A 15,743-nucleotide genomic window follows, 5' to 3' on the forward strand; every position below is an offset into this window, starting at 1 on the left:
CGGCTGCCCGGCAGCCGCGTCCGACGAAGGAGCCTGCACACCATGAGGTGGTCGACACGTCCCCGCGCGGGCGTCCGCGCACTCACCGGCCTGGTCGCCGCGGCCCTGCTGGGCGCGCTCTCCGTGACCGTCGCGGCTCCGGCGGCCTACGCCGCGAAGCAGGAGGGCATCGGCTACGCCGTCCAGCCCGGCCAGAACGGCACCGGTTCCCGGAACTGGCTGGGGTCCTACATCGTCGGCGGCCAGCAGGTGTTCTGCGTCAGCTTCCAGCTCAAGGCACCGGACACCGACGAGGTCTACAAACCCGGCGACGAGCTGCTGACGAAGTGGGGCACGAAGCTCCCGGCCGAGCAGGCGGCGAACATCTCGTACCTGCTGCTGCGCTACGGCGACACGAAGAAGCCCGACGAGGCCGCCGCGCTGGCGCACCTGCTCCACTCCTGGACGTCGGCGCCGCGCACCCCCGCCGACCTCGACCCGTCGCTGCCCGCCGCGAAGCTCGGCTACGACGCGCCGTACCACCTGGGGAAGCTGCCGGCGAGCGCCCAAGCCGCCGTCGAAGCGCTGACGGCCGAAGCGGTGGCCAACCGCGGCCCGTGGACGGCGTCGGTGACCACGCCGAAGGACCCGCAGTACCCCGGCGAGGCCGCCGAGTGGACGGTCACGGTGAAGAACGCCAAGGGCAAGGGCGTGCCCGGCGTGGCGGTGAAGCTGGTGGCGTCGGCCGCGACCCTGGGCGGCGAACCGGCAGCGGGGAACGCGAGCCCGCAGGGCGCCGCGAAGGACGTCACGCTCGACACGGGTGCGGACGGGACCGTGAAGGTGAAGCTGACCCCGACCGGCGAGCAGCCGAAGCTGGTGGCGTCGCTGTCCGCGCCGGCCGACCGGCCGTACGTGCGGGTGCCGGTCGACACCGGTAAGCAGCGCGTCGTCTCGACCGGCGGCGAGAAGGAGCTGACGGCGCAGGGCGTGGTCAGCGTCTCGAAGCCGGGCAAGGTCCAGGTGACGAAGACGGACGCGAACACGGGCAAGGGCGTCGGCGGCGCGGTCCTGCGGCTCACGGGCAAGGACAAGGCGACGGCCGCGCTGGGCCAGGACGGCAAGCCGCTCACCGGCGCCGACGGCAAGCCGGTGGTCGTCACGACGGACGGGGCGACGGGTGGCGTGACGGTCGACGGTTTGCGCGCGCCGCAGGAGATCTGCGTCGTGGAGGCCGGCCCGCCGCCGGGTTACACGAACGCGTACGACCCGAAGAACCCGCCGTCGGCGTGCGGCACGGTGAAACCGGGCGAGACGCTGGCGTTGACGGTGGTGAACAAGCCGAACGAGGTCCCGCGCGCGATCCCGGCGGGTGGCCCGCCGTCGGTCCAGGCGCGGGGCGCGGTCGAGACGAGCTACTCCGCGCCGGGGCTGGCCGGGCTCGGCCTGCTGGTGCTGGTGGGCGCCGGGCTGGTCGCCCGCGCCGCGCGGCGGGCCACGCGCAGGTAAGCGGGATGGCACGTGATCACCGGAAGGACTGGCCGGGACTGAACCCGAGCGGCTGGTCGGCGGACGACGACGGGACGCTGTACCGCCCCGGCGCCGAGCCTCCGCGCGACACCGGCGATGGTCGGCAGCGCGAAGACTGGTTCGTCGAGGAATGGCACCGCGGCACCGGCTGGGCGGCCGTCGAGGAGGAGCCGCCCGGTGACCATCGCGAGCCGGTCGCGCCCAAACCGAAGCGCGGGCGGCTGCTCGTCGGCTTCGCGCTGGGCGCGGCCACCGTCCTCGCGATCCAGTTCGGCGGCACCGTGGTCACCTCGCCGCCCATGGCTGTCGTCGCCGGGACCGCACTTCCCGCCGCCGGGGCCGCCGGGCCGGCAGCCCGTCCGGCAACGCCCGCACCGCCGCCGCCCGCGCCGGCGACCGCCAGCGCCGCTCCCGCGGCTCCGGCCGCGCAGACCTCCGCCCCGCCGCCGCCTCCCCCGCAGCAGCCCGGCACCGTCCGGCTGCCCGCCGGCGGCACCGCCTCCCTGGTCCGCAAGGACCTCGGCCCCGGCGGCGAGCTCCCCATCCCCGCCGACCTCGGCCAGGCGACCTGGTGGGGCGCCGAACTGGGCGCCGCCGGTGGGGCGAGCGTCTTCGCCGGGCACGTCAACTGGCGGGGCGCCACCGGGCCGTTCGCCGAGCTGTGGTCCGCGCGGATCGGCGGCGAGGTGACCATTGTGGACAGTGCGGGCAAGACCTGGCGCTTCCGCGTCTCCCAGCTGGTCACGGTGCACAAGGACGACCTGCCCGCCCGCGCCGACGAGCTGTTCGGCCAGTCCGGCCCGCACCGCGTGGTGCTGGTGACCTGCGGCGGCCGCTGGGTCGGCGGCGCGGACGGCTACGAGGAGAACCGCGTCGTCGTCGCGGACCCCGAATAAGTTACTCGTGGGTAACATCACGTTTCGGCACGGTGGTCAGTGACGTCGCCATGCAGCAGAATGCCCAGGGTCAGGGCAAGCGGTGAGAGGTGTGAAGACGATGGCGACGTTCTTGGTGACCGGGGCGACCGGACTGATCGGGCGCCAGTTCACCCGGCTGCTGCTCTCCCGTCCCGACGACGACCGCGTCGCGCTGCTGGTCCGCGCGTCGAGCAAGGCCAAGCTGGCCGCGCTCGTCGACCAGTGGCCGCACTCCGACCGCGTCACGCTCGTGACCGGCGACCTCGGCGAGCCGCTGCTCGGCGTGTCCGAAGCGGACCGCGAGGAACTGCGCGGCAGCGTCGACCACGTCGTCCACCTGGCCGCGCTCTACGACCTCACCGCCGACGACGAGGAAAGCATCAAGGCCAATGTGGACGGCACGCGCGCCGTCGTCGACCTCGCCGCCGACCTGCGCGCCGGCTGCCTGCACCACGTGTCCTCGGTGGCCGTCGCGGGCGACCACGAAGGTGTTTTCACCGAGGAGATGTTCGACGCCGGGCAGCGGCTCGTCACGCCGTACCACCGGACGAAGTTCGAGGCCGAGAAGATCGTCCGCGAGCAGGACCGGGTGCCGTGGCGGGTGTACCGGCCCGCCGTCGTCGTCGGGCACTCCGAGACCGGCGAAATGGACAAGATCGACGGCCCGTACTACCTCTTCCCCGCGATCAACCGCCTCGCCGGGCTGCCGGACGTGCTGCCGCTCGTCGGGCCGGACCTCGGCGACACCAACATCGTGCCGGTCGACTACGTCGCCAAGGCGCTGCTGGAGCTGGTCGTCAAGCCCGGGCTCGACGGCCACGCGTTCCACCTGGTCAACCCCGAGCCGCAGCCGGTCGTGTCGGTGTACAACGCCTTCGCGAAGGCCGCCGGCGCGCCGACGATCACCGCGCAGCTCGGCGCGGGCCTCTCGAAGCGGATCGTCGGGCTGGTCAAGCTGACCGAGCACATCCCCGGCGTCACCATCGCCCGCGACGCCGTGCTCGAGCGGTTCGGCATCCCGCCGGTGCTGCTGGAGACGATGGCGTTCCCGTCGGTGTTCTCCTCGACCGAGACGCGCAAGGCGCTGGCCGGCAACGTGGAGGTCCCCCGGCTGGAGGACTACGCGCCGACGCTGTGGCGCTACTGGCGTGAGCACCTCGACCCCTTCCGCGCGCGCAAGCACGGCCCGCGCGGCGAGCTGGACGGCCGCCGCGTGATCATCACCGGTGCGTCCTCGGGCATCGGCCGGGCGACGGCGCTGAAGGTCGCGGCCGCGGGCGGGGTCCCGCTGCTCGTCGCGCGCCGCCAGCACGAGCTCGAAGAGGTCCGCGACGAGATCGTCGCGGCCGGCGGCACGGCGTCGGTGTACCCGGCCGACCTGACCGACGAGGACTCGGTGCACAAGGCCGTCGACGCGATGCTGGCCGAGCACGGCCGGATCGACATGCTGGTCAACAACGCCGGCCGGTCGATCCGCCGGTCGATCAAGCTGTCCTACGACCGGATGCACGACTACGAGCGCGCGATGGCGATCAACTACTTCGGCGCGGTCCGGCTGATCCTCGCGGTGCTGCCGCACATGTCGGAGCGGAAGTTCGGGCACATCGTGAACGTGTCGTCGATCGGTGTCCAGGGCATCGCGCCGCGCTTCTCGGCTTACGCGGCGTCGAAGGCGGCGCTGGACTACTTCTCGCGGATCGCGGCGACCGAGACGCACGGCGACGGGATCACGTTCACCACCATTCACATGCCGCTCGTGCGCACGCCGATGATCCGCCCGACGAAGATCTACGACGCGTTCCCGACGAAGTCGCCGGAGCAGGCCGCGGACATGGTGCTGAAGGCGCTCGTCGAGCGGCCGAAGCACATCGGCACCCCGGCCGGGCAGGCGATCGGGCTCGCCTACACGCTCACGCCGGGCCTCACCGACGCCGTCGCGTACCAGGGTTTCCGGATCTTCCCGGATTCGACCGCGGCGGGCGGTTCGGGCGAGCTCAAGATCGGGCGTGGCGAGAAACACCTCTCGCGCGCGGCGATGGCGCTGGCCCGGCTTTCGCGCGGGTTCCACTGGTGACTGAGGGTTTCCGGGGTGAGGCCGTTCCGGCGACACGGCGACACGTGTTGGTGATTCGTTAAGCCGGACGGCGGAAGCGGACGGTCCCCGGGTACGGTCGGGCGCATGGTTCCTGAGCGCGACCCCGCCGCAACCGCCCTCAACGGCCTCCTCCCCCTCCGCCGCGAGTACACACAGGCTTGGCACGGCTTCGACCGCAACGAAGTCCGCCAGTACCTCGACCACGTCGAGGCCCAGCTGCGCCGCGTGCTCAGCGAACGCGACGCCGCCGCCGCGCAGGCCGCCGCCGCCGCGCGCGACGCCGAGTCGGCCCGGTCGAAGGTGGCGTCGCTGGAGGCGCGCATCGAGGAGCTGAAGAAGCCGCCGGAGCGGCTCGAGGACCTCGACGAGCGGATGCAGCGCACGGTCACGCTCGCGCAGGCCCGCGCGGACGAGATCATCAAGCGCGCCGAGGCCGCCGCGGAGAAGACGTGGGCGGGCTCGACCGAGGCGTCGACGAAGCTGCGTGAGCGGTACACGAGGCTGGTCGCGGAGCTGGACAAGCAGGCCGACCTGCTGCACTCGGAGCACGAGAACGCGCTCGCCGAGACGCGCGCGGAGGTGCAGCGGCTGACCGTCGAGGCGGCCCAGCGGCGCGAGCTGCTGGACAACGAGGCGGAGCGGAAGCGGCGGAAGCTCGAGCGCGAGTTCGAGGCGTCCCAGGCGGCCCAGAAGGCGGCGCTGGAGAAGCACGTCGCGGACCAGCGCACGGCGAGCAAGAACCAGGCCGAGCGCCGGCTCGCGGAGGCGACGGCGGAGGCCAAGCGGCGGCTCGACGAGGCCACGGCGGAGGCCCGCCGCCGTCTCGACGAGGCGACGACCCAGGCGGCCCAGCGCACGACGGCGGCCAACCGCAAGGTCGAGCGCCTGGCGGAGATCCGCGAGCAGGCCCGCAAGAGCCTCGCGGCGGCCGAGGACATCCTCAACCGCAGCGAGACGCAGCTGGCGGCGCTGCCAGAGGAGGCGGTGATCCCGCAGGCGTCGAAGCTGGTGGGCGGCGACTCGGCGGACGATTCGGCGACGACGCCGTCGGCCCCGGTGGTGCCGGTGGTCCAGCCGTCGATCCCGGCGAAGCCGGTGGCCGCGAAGCCGACGCCGAAGCCGGTCGCCCAGGCCGCGAAGCCGGGCAACTCGAACGGCCCGGCGACCAAGCCAGCGAACGGCAACGGCAACGGGAACGGGAACGGCGCCAAGCCCCTGTCCCCGACGGCGAGCAAGCCGGGTTCCTGAGCTTTTGACGCTGAAGGCCGCCTCGAGCGTTCGAGGCGGCCTTCGCCGTGTCAGGAGCGGGCGGTGCGAGGCCACGGGTTCGCGGCCTCCAGCTGAGCCGCCAGGCCCAGCAGCAACGACTCCTCGCCCGGCCGCCCCACCAGCTGGACCGACGTCGGCAGCCCCGACCGCGCCGACCGGCCCACCGGGACCGTGATCGCCGGGTAGCCCGCGAAGTTCCACTGGCCCGTGAACCCCGCCAAGCGCGTCGACGGCAGCACGTTCGTCAACCACCGGCGCTCGTGCCAGCGCCCCGCCTTCACCGGCCAATGCGACAGCGTCGGCGTCATCAGGACGTCGTGCGAAGCGAAGAACTCCGCGGCCCGCGCGACCCACCGGTCACGCGTGCTCGAGCGGATCAGGCCCGCCCGGGACAGCAGCCGGCCGACCCGGACGTGCATCCGCGTCCGGCGCTGGAACCGCGCGAAGTCGAAGTCCGCCGCCTGGACGGCCGGGCCCGCCAGCCAGCGGGCCGTCATGCCCAGGACCATCGTCGCCGGGTAGCGGGGCGCGGCCGGTGACACCGCGTGCCCCGCCGAGGCCAGCAGACCCGCCGCCGTCGACACCGCCGCCACCAGCTCGCGGGGCACCGGGGTGCGCAGCAGCGGCACCGTCGTCGACATCCCGATGCGCACCGCGGCCGGCGAAGGCACCGACGCCAGCGAAGGATCGCCGGCGAGCACCGAGTACAGCAGCGCCGCGTCCGCGACCGTCGTCGCCAGCGGGCCGTGGACCGACATGCCGAACCAGCCGCCCTCCGACAGCTCGCCCGCGCCCGGCTTCAGGCCGACCAGCCCGCACATCGCCGCCGGGAGGCGGACCGAGCCCATGCCGTCCGTGCCGTGGGCCAGCGGGACCAGGCCCGCCGCCACCGCCGCCGCGCTGCCGCCCGACGAACCGCCCGAGGCGTACGTCGGGTCCCAGGGGTTGCGGGCGATGCCATCCGGGGTGTCGCTCATCGGCCAGACGCACAGCTCCGGCACCCGCGTCAGCCCGACGAGCACCGCGCCCGCCGCCCGCAGCCGGGCCGCGACCACGCCGTCCGCGTCGAAGGGCGAAGACGGCCCCGCCAGCGAACCGTGCGACGCGTATTCGCCGGCGATCTCCGTGACGTCCTTGACCGCGACGGGCACCCCGGCCAGCGGCAACGACGCCAGATCGGGCCGCGCGGCCACCTCCGCGGCCTCCTCGAGCGCCTCGGCCGAGCGCACCCGGCGGAAGGCGCCGACCACGCCGTCCGCGGCCGCGATCCGGTCGAGGGCCTCCTTGGTCACCTGGACCGGGTCGAGCTGCCCGGCCCGCACGGAAGCCGCGATCTCGGCGGCGGTCGACACCATGATCGCGACCCTAGCCCACGAAAAGGTGACAGTGGCGAAGAAAGCGTCTCAGATCGCGCCCGCCCGCAGCGCGTAGGCGACGGCGTGGGCGCGGTTGTTGAGGCCGCACCGCGTCATCAAGCCGTAGAGGACGTTCTTCACGGTCCGCTCGGAGTAGCACAGCTTCGCCGCGATCTCTTCGGTCCCGAAGCCCTCGGCGACCAGCCGCAGCACGTCGCACTCGCGGGCCGCGAGCCCGGACAGCGTGAGCCCGTTCGGCTCCAGCACGTCCTTGCGCATCCGCTGGACCTGCGAAAGCAGCGCCCCCTGCAGCCGCGGCGGCAGGTTCGCGGTGCCGTCGCCCGCCGCGAGCACCGCCGTCACCAGCTCGGCGCCGCCCGTCTCGCGGCGCGGCAGGATCGCCACGACGCCGCTCTCCAGCACCGACATCAGGTCGCTCTCGCGGAAGTGCTCGACGACCAGCACGACGTGCGACGCCTTCGCGGCCCGGATCTCGCCCAGCACGGCCTCGGTGACGTGCTCCTCCATCACCAGCAGCACGTCGGGCACCAGGTCGGTGATCCGGACGTCCGGATGGCTTTCCAGGAGGCTCACCGCGCCGGCGTGCGTGATCGGGTCCGAGGCGAGGACGGTCACTTCGACGGGCTTCATGGTCGCAGTGTGGACGGCCCGTCTTCACGCCGTCCCTATTCCGTCTTCACGCCCGCGAAGACGGAGCCCGCCAGCTCGCCGAACGCCTCCCGCGCCCGCTCCAGGCACCCCGGCATCCGCTCGGCCGCCCGCCCCCACTCGCGCTTCGCACGGAGGTACTCCTCGCGCGCCTCGCCGGTCCAGCCGGCCAGCTCCGGCTCCACAGTGGACTCCAGCTCGGCGAGCAGGTCGCCCAGCTCACCGGTGATCGCGCCCATCCGGTCGAGCACCAGGTCGGCGAACCGGACGTCCAGCTCGGGCCGGCTCATGGCCGCCGGGGCAGCGGCACCCGGCCGCCGGTCGTCTCGAGCAGCCGCGCCAGCCGCGAGAGGATCACGTCGAACTCCTGCTCCCAGTCGCTCATCGCCTGGCCGAACCGCACCGACGCCTCGCCGCGCCAGGACGCCTGCACCAACGCCATTTCGCTGGCGACGTCACGGAGGTGGGAGCCGGCTGCGTCGACGGCGTAGGCGAAGCGGGCGGCCGCCCGCTTCATGTCCTCGGTCGGCTCGGCTGTGGCCATTTTCGGGCTCCTCGAGGTCTCGGCGCCCCCGAGCGTCGCGCACGCCGCGGCCCGGCGGAACCCCGCCCGTGCGCCGTTGCCCGAATGTCCGCCATCCTTGCCTGCCGGTTCACGACGGCCGCGTATGCTCACGTCAGGCATCCGGCGCGTGACGGTTCGTCAGCGCACGAAGGGAGACCGATGTCGGCTGCGGACGGCGCCGCACCGAGACTCCAAATGCTCGGCCCGGTCAAGGCGTGGCAGGGCGAAACGGAGCTCGACCTCGGCTCCGCGCACCGTCGGACGGTTCTCGCGGTACTGGCGATGAACCCGAACCGCACGGTCTCGCGCGAGGAGCTGATCGACGCCGTCTGGGGCGAGGCGCCGCCGCAGAGCGCCCAGGGTTCCATCTACACCTACGTCTCCGGGCTGCGGCGCGCCCTCGAACCCGGCCGCGCCAAGGGCGAAGGCCCGCAGCTGCTCGCGTCGATCGGGTCCGGCTACTCACTGCGCCTGGACGCCGGCGCGATCGACGTCCACCGCTTCGAAGCCCTGCGGGAACTGGCCCAGCGCAAGCAGTCGGCCGGTGACTCGCGCGGCGCGCGCGAAGTCCTCGACGAGGCCCTCGACCTCTGGCACGGCGTCCCGCTCTCGGGGCTGCCCGGGCCGTTCGCCGCCGCCCAGCGCGCGCGGCTGGCCGAGGTGCGGCTGGCGACGATCGAGCGGCGCGCCGAGATCGTCCTGGAGTCGGGCGGGCACGCCGAGCTCATCGCCGAGCTGACCGCGCTGACCCGCGAGCACCCGTTCCGCGAAACGCTGCGCGGCCTGCTCATGCGCGCGCTGGCCCGGTCCGACCGGCGGACCGAGGCGATCGCCGTCTACACCGACGTCCGCGACCGGCTCGTCGAGTCCTCCGGCACCGAGCCGGGTCCGGCGCTGCGGCGGCTGCACGACGAGCTGCGGGACCAGCCGGCGCCGAAACCGCCGCCGCCGGTGCGGGTGCCGCGCTCGCCGGTCACGGCGATGCCCGAGCGCGCCGACGTCTTCGTCGGCCGGACGGCGGAGCTGGCCCGGCTGCGCGAAGCCGTCGCCGACGTCGCCGCGGGCACCGGCCATTCGCTGTGGCTGGAAGGCGAACCCGGTAGCGGCCGGACGGCGCTGCTGGCCGAGCTGGTCGCCATGGCCCACGACCTCAAGCCCGCGTTCGCCGCGGCGGACGCGCTGGACCAGCGGTTCGCGCTGCGGCCGCTGCTGGACGCCCTGGGCGTGCACCCGCGGGCCACCGACGAGCGCCGCGCGAACCTGGCCGCCCGGCTCGGCGAGCGGTCGGGCGAGGACCCCGTCGACAGCCTGCTCGGGCTGGTCCGCGAGTTGTGCGCGGAGGCGCCGCTGGTGCTCGTCGTCGACGACCTGCACTGGGCCGACGACACCACCCTGCGCGTCTGGCGGTACCTGAGCCGGGAGACGCGGGAGCTGCCGTTGCTGCTGGTGGGCGCGTGCCGGCCGGTACCGAAGCCGGCCGCGCTCGACGAGCTGCGAGCCGAGCTCGACAACGATGTCACGACCGTTGTCGCGCTGGCGCCCCTGGCCGAAGCCGAGACCACCGAACTGGCCACCGAGCTGGTCGGCGCGCCCCCCGGGCCGGGGCTGCGGACGCTCGTGTCCTACGGGTCCGGGAACCCGCGCTACACCAAGGAAATCGTCGAGACGCTGCTGGCGCAGTCGATGATCGTGCTCGACGGCGTCCACGCGCACCTGGACGGCAACTCGTGCCAGACCATCCCGGCGCCGCTGGGGTCGCGCATCACGCTGTACCTGAGCTTCCTCTCCAGCGGCGCCCGGGACACGCTGCGCTGGGCCGCGCTGCTCGGCCGCGAGTTCTCGCTGTCGGACATCGCCGTCGCCACCGAGCGGCCGCCGACGGCGCTGGTCGGCGCGGTCGACGAGGCGATCACGTCCGGGGTGCTCGTCGAGTCGGGCGACCGGCTGGCGTTCCGGCACCCGTTGCTGCGCCGCGTGCTCTACGAAAAGACGCCCGCGGCGATGCGGGTGGCGCTGCACCGGCAGCTGGCCGAGGCGTTCGCGGCCGCGCGCGCTCCCGCCGCCCGCGTCGCCGAGCAGCTCGCCGCGGCGCCCGCCCAGGTCGACCCGTGGGTGACGACGTGGCTGCTGGACAACATCGGGTCGGTCGCCACCGAGACCCCGCGCGTCGCCGTCGACCTGCTGCGCCACGCCGTCACGCAGGGCGCGCTGCCGCCGGACGCGCGCGAGACGCTGACCGCGACGCTCGCGCGGCTGCTGTTCTGGCTCGGCCGGGAGCCGGAAGCCGAAGCGCGCTCGGTCGTCGCGCGGACGTCCGACAGCCGGCGCGCGGCCGAGATGCGCTGGATCCTCGCCTACGTCTACTACCGCCGCGGTGACTTCGCCGAGGCGACGGCCGAGCTGAAGCGGACCCTCGACGACGTCGACGTCCCGGAGATGTGGCGCGGGCGGCACGAGTCGCTGCTGGCCACGCTGGAGCGGCTCGGCGACGAGACGGTCCTGGCGCCGGCCGGGCTGCACCCGCTGGACGACGCGGCGCTGTCCGTGCCGACGCTCGACAGCCTCGACGAAGCCGCGGAACCCCTGCAGGCGGCCCGGCGGATCGCCGCGACCCGCGCGGTGCCGGGCGAGATGCACCTGGCCGGCGCGGTCCACTACTACTGGCTGGGCCGCTGGCCCGAGGCCCTCGAAGAGCTGGACGCGGTGATCCGCGACGGCGCGGAGACGGCGTCGTACGTCCTGCGCAGCCCCGGTTCGGCGCTGCTGGTGCACGGCGTCGGCGCGCTGATCGCCGGGCACCGCGGCGAGCCGGCGGTGGCCCGGACGCACATCGACGCGGCGGGCCGGCGGCAGTGGCCGCCGGGGCTCGAGCCCGACGGCGGCGACTTCCTGCTCGCGGCCCGCGCGCTGCTGGCCGAGCAGGACGGCCGGCCCGAGGCGGCGCTGGCGGCGTTGCTGCCGCTGCTGGAGGAGAACTACCCGCCGGCCGCGCGCCACCAGTGGCTGCCGGACGTGGTCCGGCTGGCGCTGCGGCTGGGCGTGCCGGACCGCGCGCAGGAGGCGGTGCGCTTGCTGTCCGGGGAGGGCGAGGTCCCGCCGGCCCACGCGGCGGCGGCCGCGCACTGCCGCGGGCTGATCACCGGCGACCCGGAACCGGTGCTGACGGCGGTTTCGCACTACCGCGCGGCGGGCCGGCTGCTGAAGCAGGCGAAAGCGACCGAGGACGCGGCGATCCTGCTGGCGGAGTCGGGCCGCCTCGACGACGCGCGAGCGGCGTTCCGGACGGCGTTGACGGCGTACACGGGGATGGGCGCGGTGTGGGACGTGCGGCGCGCGGAGAGCCGGATGCAGCCGTTCGGGATCCGGCGGGCGGGCGCGGTGCGGTCCCGCGCGGTCGCCGGCGAGTAAGCCTCCCAGCTCCGGCATCGGCCGAAGGCCGCTCCTCCACAGCCCCGCCCCGGCAGCCAGGCGCCGCGCGGCCGCCGGCGAGCGATCCCGCGGCCCGCTCAGCCAACCCCGCCACCGGCAGCGCCCGAAGGTCGCCCCTCCACAGGCTCCGGGCGCCCGGCCGCGCCATCGGCGTACCGGTCAGGTGATCGATACCCACCGCGGCCGGATCCCGTCACCAGGCAACCCGATCGGGGCTTGCCACGTCGGTAAGCTCGGCACGAAAACGTCCGCCGGGGTCCTGGGGGCCCGCCCCCGGCGGGTTCGTCCCCCGAGGGAACGGCAGGGACATGCGAGGGGAAGCGGACACCGGTCTGCGAGTGGGCTTGCTGGGACCCCTGCGGGCCTGGCGCGGGGCGGCCGAGATCGGCCTCGGCCCCGCTCGTCAGCGCGCGATCTTCGCCGTGCTCGCGGTCAACGCCGGCCGGCCCGTCCCCCGGGCCGAGCTGATCGCCGGCGTCTGGGGCGACTCCGCGCCCGCGAGCGTCGAGGGCAGCGTCCACACCTACGTCTCGGGGCTGCGGCGCGCCCTCGAACCCGACCGGTCGCGCTGGTCGGCGGCCAGCGTCCTCGTCTCGGACCCCGCCGGGTACTCGCTGCTGCTCGGTGCAGACGCGCTCGACGCCGCCGTCTTCGAACGCCACCGCGAACAGGCCCAGCAGCACCTGGACCGAGGCGATCCGCGAGCCGCCGTCACCGAGCTCGACGCCGCCCTCGCGCTCTGGCAAGGGGAAGCGCTCTCCGGCGTGCCCGGCGGGTTCGCCGAACGGCACCGCGAGTACCTCGCCGAGCTGCGGCTCGACACCCTCGAACGGCGCGCCCAGGCTCTCCTCGCCCTCGGCGGCCACCTCGACCTCGCGCCCGAACTGGCCGTGCTGGCCGGCGAACACCCGCTGCGGGAGTCGCTGCGCGAGTCGCTCATGCTCGCCCTCTACCGCAGCGGCCGGCACGCCGACGCCCTCGACGTCTTCCGCGACGCCCGCGCCACCCTCGTCGGTGAGCTGGGCGTCGAACCCGGGCCCGCGCTGCAGCGGCTCCACCAGCGGATCCTCGCCCAGGACCCGGCCCTCGACGCGCCCGCGGCGCCGGTCGAGGTCACCGGGCACCGGCTCTTCGGCCGCGAAGCCGAAACGGCCCGGCTCGCCGAGCTCGTCGCCGACGTCCGGGCCGGGCGCGGCCGGGCCGTGTGGATCGAGGGCGAGGCCGGGATCGGCAAGTCCGAGCTGCTGACCAGCACCCTGCCGGACGGCCCCGGCTTCCAGCGCCTGTGGGCGGCCGCCGACGAGCTGAGCACCCGCTTCCCGTTGCAGGTGATGCTGGAGTGCCTCGAGATCGACGCGCATTCGGCCGACCCGCGGCGCGCGCGTCTCGCGAAAGAGCTCTCGGGCGACCCGGTGCGGCGCAGCTGGGGGCCCGCCGACCCGGTGCTCGGCGCCGTCGACCGGCTGCTGGCGCTGGTCGACGAGCTGTGCGCGGACTCGCCACAGGTGCTGGTCGTCGATGACCTGCAGTGGGCCGACGAGGCGTCCGTGCTGGTCTGGCACCGCCTGTGCGCGGCGACCCGGCAGCTGCCGCTGCTGCTGGTGGCCGCGACCCGGCCGGCGCCGGACCGCGCCGAGCTCGCCCAGCTGCGGCGCGGCGTCCAGGCCCGCGACGGCGTCGTGCTCGACCTGGCGCCGTTGAGCGGCGACGACGTCGGCCGCCTGATCGAGGACCAGATCGGCGCGGCACCCGGGCCCGGGCTGCGCGAGCTGGCCGCTCGTGGTGCCGGGAACCCGTTGTACGTCCGGGAAATGGTCGACGTCCTGCTGCGCGCCGGCGCGGTCGAGGTGTCCGGCGGCGAGGCCGACGTCGACGACCCGGCCGAGTTCGAGACGCCGAGCTCGCTGGTCGCCGCGGTCGACCGGCGGCTCGACTTCCTGCCCGCCCGCACGCAGGAAGTCCTGCGCTGGGGCGCGTTGCTGGGCATGGAGTTCGCCGTCGGGGACATCGCCGCGGTGCTCGGCACGCGGCCGTCGGACCTGCTGGAACCGCTCGAAGAGGCCGTCGCCGCGAACGTCCTCATCGACACCGGGACGCAGCTCGCGTTCCGGCATCCCCTGTTGCGCCAGGCACTTTACGACCGGCTGCTGGCCGGGACGCGGGCGGCGCTGCACCGGCAGGCCGCCGAAGCGCTTGCCGGGATCGGCGCGCCGGTGAAGCGCGTCGCCGAGCAGCTGGTCGCCGCACCGGCCACAGTGGACGAATGGGTGCTGGACTGGCTGGCCGCGCACCACGCGGCCGTGTCCAACCGGGCGCCGCTGATCGCCGTCGAGCTGCTGGAACGCGCGCTGGCCGCGGGCGCCGGGGACCGTCGCGAAGTCCTGCTCGTGGCGCTGGTCAAGGTGCTGTTCCGGCTGGAGCGCAACCCGGAAACGCTGGCGCAGCAAGCACTCGACGTCGCCACCGAGCCGGACGCCGTCGAAGAGATGCGGCACGTCCTGGCGGCGCTGCGGCACCGCCGTGGTGACACCGAAGGCGCGGTCGCGACGCTCGCCGCGTCGGTCGACGACCCGGCCGTGCCGGAGCTGTGGCGGGTCAAGCACCGGCAGCTGCTGGCGAACTTCCGGCGCGGCGATCTGTCCGATTTGGACACGGCGGAAAAGGCGGCGTACGAGACGAAGTCGTTCGCCGACGGCGACCGGTACCTGACCGCGCACGCATTGCAGTCGTTGTGGCTGGTCGACTCCGTGCGCCGCGAGCACGATTCCGCGCTGGCGCACATCGACGCGGCGATCGAGGCCGTCGGCGACGAGCACGAGCTCGCCGACCTGCACCTCGACCTGCTCGACAACCGCGTCTTCACGCTGCAGAACCTCGACCGGCTCGCCGAGGCGGACGCGGCCCTGCGCGCGGCGGGCGACGTCGCGGCGCGGCACGCGATGCCGGTGGGGCTGCAGGTTTCGGTCGCGGTGCACCGGTACTGGGAGGGCCGCTGGGACGAGGCCCTGGTCGAGCTGGACACGGTCACCGAGGACGGCCCGGCGATCACGTTCTACGGCTTGCGCGAGCCCGGCCCGGCGGCGCTGCTGCTGCACGGCGTCGCGGCCCTGATCGCGGGCCGGCGCGACGACCGCGCCCAGGCGGCGGCCCACCTCGACGCGGCGGAGGAGTACGCCCCGGCGACCGGCGCCGAGCGCGAGAGCTTCGACTTCCTGCTGGTGGCGGACGCGCTGGCGGCCGAGCAGCGCGGCGACCGGGTCCGCGCGATGGCGATCCTCGAGCCGATCCTGAACCCGACGTACGCGCAGATGATGCTGCGCCACCAGTGGCTCCCGGCGTACGTGCGGCTGGCGATGGAGCAGGACGAAGTCGACCGCGCGCGCCGCGCACTGGCGGTGTGCGAGGAGGAGGCGGCGAAGGAGCGACGCCCGGCGCGCGCCCACGCGGCGGCGTCGTGGTGCCGGGGGCTGATCGAGGACGACCCGGCGGCGGTCCTGGCGACGGCGGAGCACTTCCGCGCGGTCGGCCGCCGCCCGGAGCTGGCGACGGTGCTGGAGGACGCGGCGGTGCTCCTGGCCCGCGCGGGCCGCCTGGACGCGGCGCACGCGGCGTTCGAAGAGGCGGCGGAGCTGTACACGGCGTTGGGCGCCCGCTGGGACTTGCGCCGCGCGGAGACGCGGTTGCGCCGGCTGGGCGTGCGCCGAGGAGCGTTGTTCTCGCCGATCCGGCCGGGTCACGGGTGGGAGTCGCTGACGCCGATCGAGGTCCGGATCGCGAGCCTGGTCGCGGACGGGAAGTCCAACCCGGACATCGCGGCGGAGCTGTCCCTCCCGCGCCGGACGGTGCAGGCGCACGTGGCCCGGTTGCTGGGGAAGCTGGAGACGCCGTCCCGCTCGGGGGTCGCCGACGCCTTCCGGCAGCAGCGGCCTTAGCCC

Annotated in this window: 10 protein-coding genes; 6 read left to right on the forward strand and 4 right to left on the reverse strand. The window is 74.5% G+C overall.

The window, feature by feature from the left end:
• Positions 1-42 precede the first annotated feature (42 nt).
• The 4 genes from ACIRSS_RS14910 to ACIRSS_RS14925 all read left to right on the forward strand — a co-directional run bounded on the left by ACIRSS_RS14910 (position 43) and on the right by ACIRSS_RS14925 (position 5,769).
• A complete protein-coding gene (locus ACIRSS_RS14910) occupies positions 43-1,488 on the forward strand; it encodes a hypothetical protein (RefSeq protein ID WP_400894835.1) in 1,446 nt (481 codons plus the stop codon).
• 242 nt (positions 1,489-1,730) lie between these two features.
• Positions 1,731-2,405, forward strand: coding sequence for a class F sortase (locus ACIRSS_RS14915; RefSeq protein WP_400897464.1), 675 nt, complete (start codon positions 1,731-1,733; stop codon positions 2,403-2,405).
• A 100-nt stretch (positions 2,406-2,505) separates the two neighbouring features.
• Positions 2,506-4,500 carry an SDR family oxidoreductase gene (locus ACIRSS_RS14920; protein ID WP_400894837.1) on the forward strand — a complete coding sequence of 665 codons (1,995 nt, stop codon included), beginning with the start codon at positions 2,506-2,508 and terminating at the stop codon, positions 4,498-4,500.
• A 105-nt stretch (positions 4,501-4,605) separates the two neighbouring features.
• Positions 4,606-5,769, forward strand: coding sequence for a cell division protein DivIVA (locus tag ACIRSS_RS14925; protein ID WP_400894839.1), 1,164 nt, complete (start codon positions 4,606-4,608; stop codon positions 5,767-5,769).
• A 50-nt stretch (positions 5,770-5,819) separates the two neighbouring features.
• On the opposite strand, the gene ACIRSS_RS14930 is transcribed toward ACIRSS_RS14925, so the two are convergent.
• Genes ACIRSS_RS14930 through ACIRSS_RS14945 form a run of 4 tightly spaced genes read right to left on the reverse strand, consistent with a single transcriptional unit; the run spans position 5,820 to position 8,358 of the window.
• The gene (locus ACIRSS_RS14930; RefSeq protein ID WP_400894841.1) at positions 5,820-7,145 is read right to left on the reverse strand and encodes an amidase; all 1,326 of its coding nucleotides are present in this window, start codon (positions 7,143-7,145) and stop codon (positions 5,820-5,822) included.
• A gap of 48 nt (positions 7,146-7,193) precedes the next feature.
• Positions 7,194-7,796 carry a LuxR C-terminal-related transcriptional regulator gene (locus tag ACIRSS_RS14935; protein ID WP_372663443.1) on the reverse strand — a complete coding sequence of 201 codons (603 nt, stop codon included), beginning with the start codon at positions 7,794-7,796 and terminating at the stop codon, positions 7,194-7,196.
• Positions 7,797-7,831: 35 nt separating this feature from the next.
• On the reverse strand, positions 7,832-8,104 hold the full coding sequence (locus ACIRSS_RS14940; RefSeq protein ID WP_400894843.1) for a WXG100 family type VII secretion target: 273 nt from the start codon (positions 8,102-8,104) through the stop codon (positions 7,832-7,834).
• Positions 8,101-8,358 carry a WXG100 family type VII secretion target gene (locus ACIRSS_RS14945; protein ID WP_400894845.1) on the reverse strand — a complete coding sequence of 86 codons (258 nt, stop codon included), beginning with the start codon at positions 8,356-8,358 and terminating at the stop codon, positions 8,101-8,103. Before ACIRSS_RS14945 ends, ACIRSS_RS14940 begins: the two co-directional genes overlap by 4 nt.
• Before the next feature lie 180 nt (positions 8,359-8,538).
• On the opposite strand from ACIRSS_RS14945, the gene ACIRSS_RS14950 reads away from it, so the two are divergent.
• Positions 8,539-11,787 carry a BTAD domain-containing putative transcriptional regulator gene (locus ACIRSS_RS14950; protein ID WP_400894846.1) on the forward strand — a complete coding sequence of 1,083 codons (3,249 nt, stop codon included), beginning with the start codon at positions 8,539-8,541 and terminating at the stop codon, positions 11,785-11,787.
• Positions 11,788-12,116: 329 nt separating this feature from the next.
• On the forward strand, positions 12,117-15,740 hold the full coding sequence (locus tag ACIRSS_RS14955; protein WP_400894849.1) for a BTAD domain-containing putative transcriptional regulator: 3,624 nt from the start codon (positions 12,117-12,119) through the stop codon (positions 15,738-15,740).
• The last annotated feature ends 3 nt before the right edge of the window (positions 15,741-15,743 follow it).

The sequence above is a fragment of the Amycolatopsis sp. NPDC101161 genome (assembly GCF_044768185.1).
GTDB lineage: Bacteria > Actinomycetota > Actinomycetes > Mycobacteriales > Pseudonocardiaceae > Amycolatopsis.

Bases quoted from the DNA above. Each gene is read 5' to 3' on its own strand.
- ACIRSS_RS14910 (WP_400894835.1), top strand. From the start codon at position 43: ATGAGGTGGTCGACACGTCCCCGCGCGGGCGTCCGCGCACTCACCGGC.
- ACIRSS_RS14920 (WP_400894837.1), top strand. From the start codon at position 2,506: ATGGCGACGTTCTTGGTGACCGGGGCGACCGGACTGATCGGGCGCCAG.
- ACIRSS_RS14925 (WP_400894839.1), top strand. From the start codon at position 4,606: ATGGTTCCTGAGCGCGACCCCGCCGCAACCGCCCTCAACGGCCTCCTC.
- ACIRSS_RS14930 (WP_400894841.1), bottom strand. From the start codon at position 7,145: ATGGTGTCGACCGCCGCCGAGATCGCGGCTTCCGTGCGGGCCGGGCAG.
- ACIRSS_RS14935 (WP_372663443.1), bottom strand. From the start codon at position 7,796: ATGAAGCCCGTCGAAGTGACCGTCCTCGCCTCGGACCCGATCACGCAC.
- ACIRSS_RS14940 (WP_400894843.1), bottom strand. From the start codon at position 8,104: ATGAGCCGGCCCGAGCTGGACGTCCGGTTCGCCGACCTGGTGCTCGAC.
- ACIRSS_RS14945 (WP_400894845.1), bottom strand. From the start codon at position 8,358: ATGGCCACAGCCGAGCCGACCGAGGACATGAAGCGGGCGGCCGCCCGC.
- ACIRSS_RS14950 (WP_400894846.1), top strand. From the start codon at position 8,539: ATGTCGGCTGCGGACGGCGCCGCACCGAGACTCCAAATGCTCGGCCCG.
- ACIRSS_RS14955 (WP_400894849.1), top strand. From the start codon at position 12,117: ATGCGAGGGGAAGCGGACACCGGTCTGCGAGTGGGCTTGCTGGGACCC.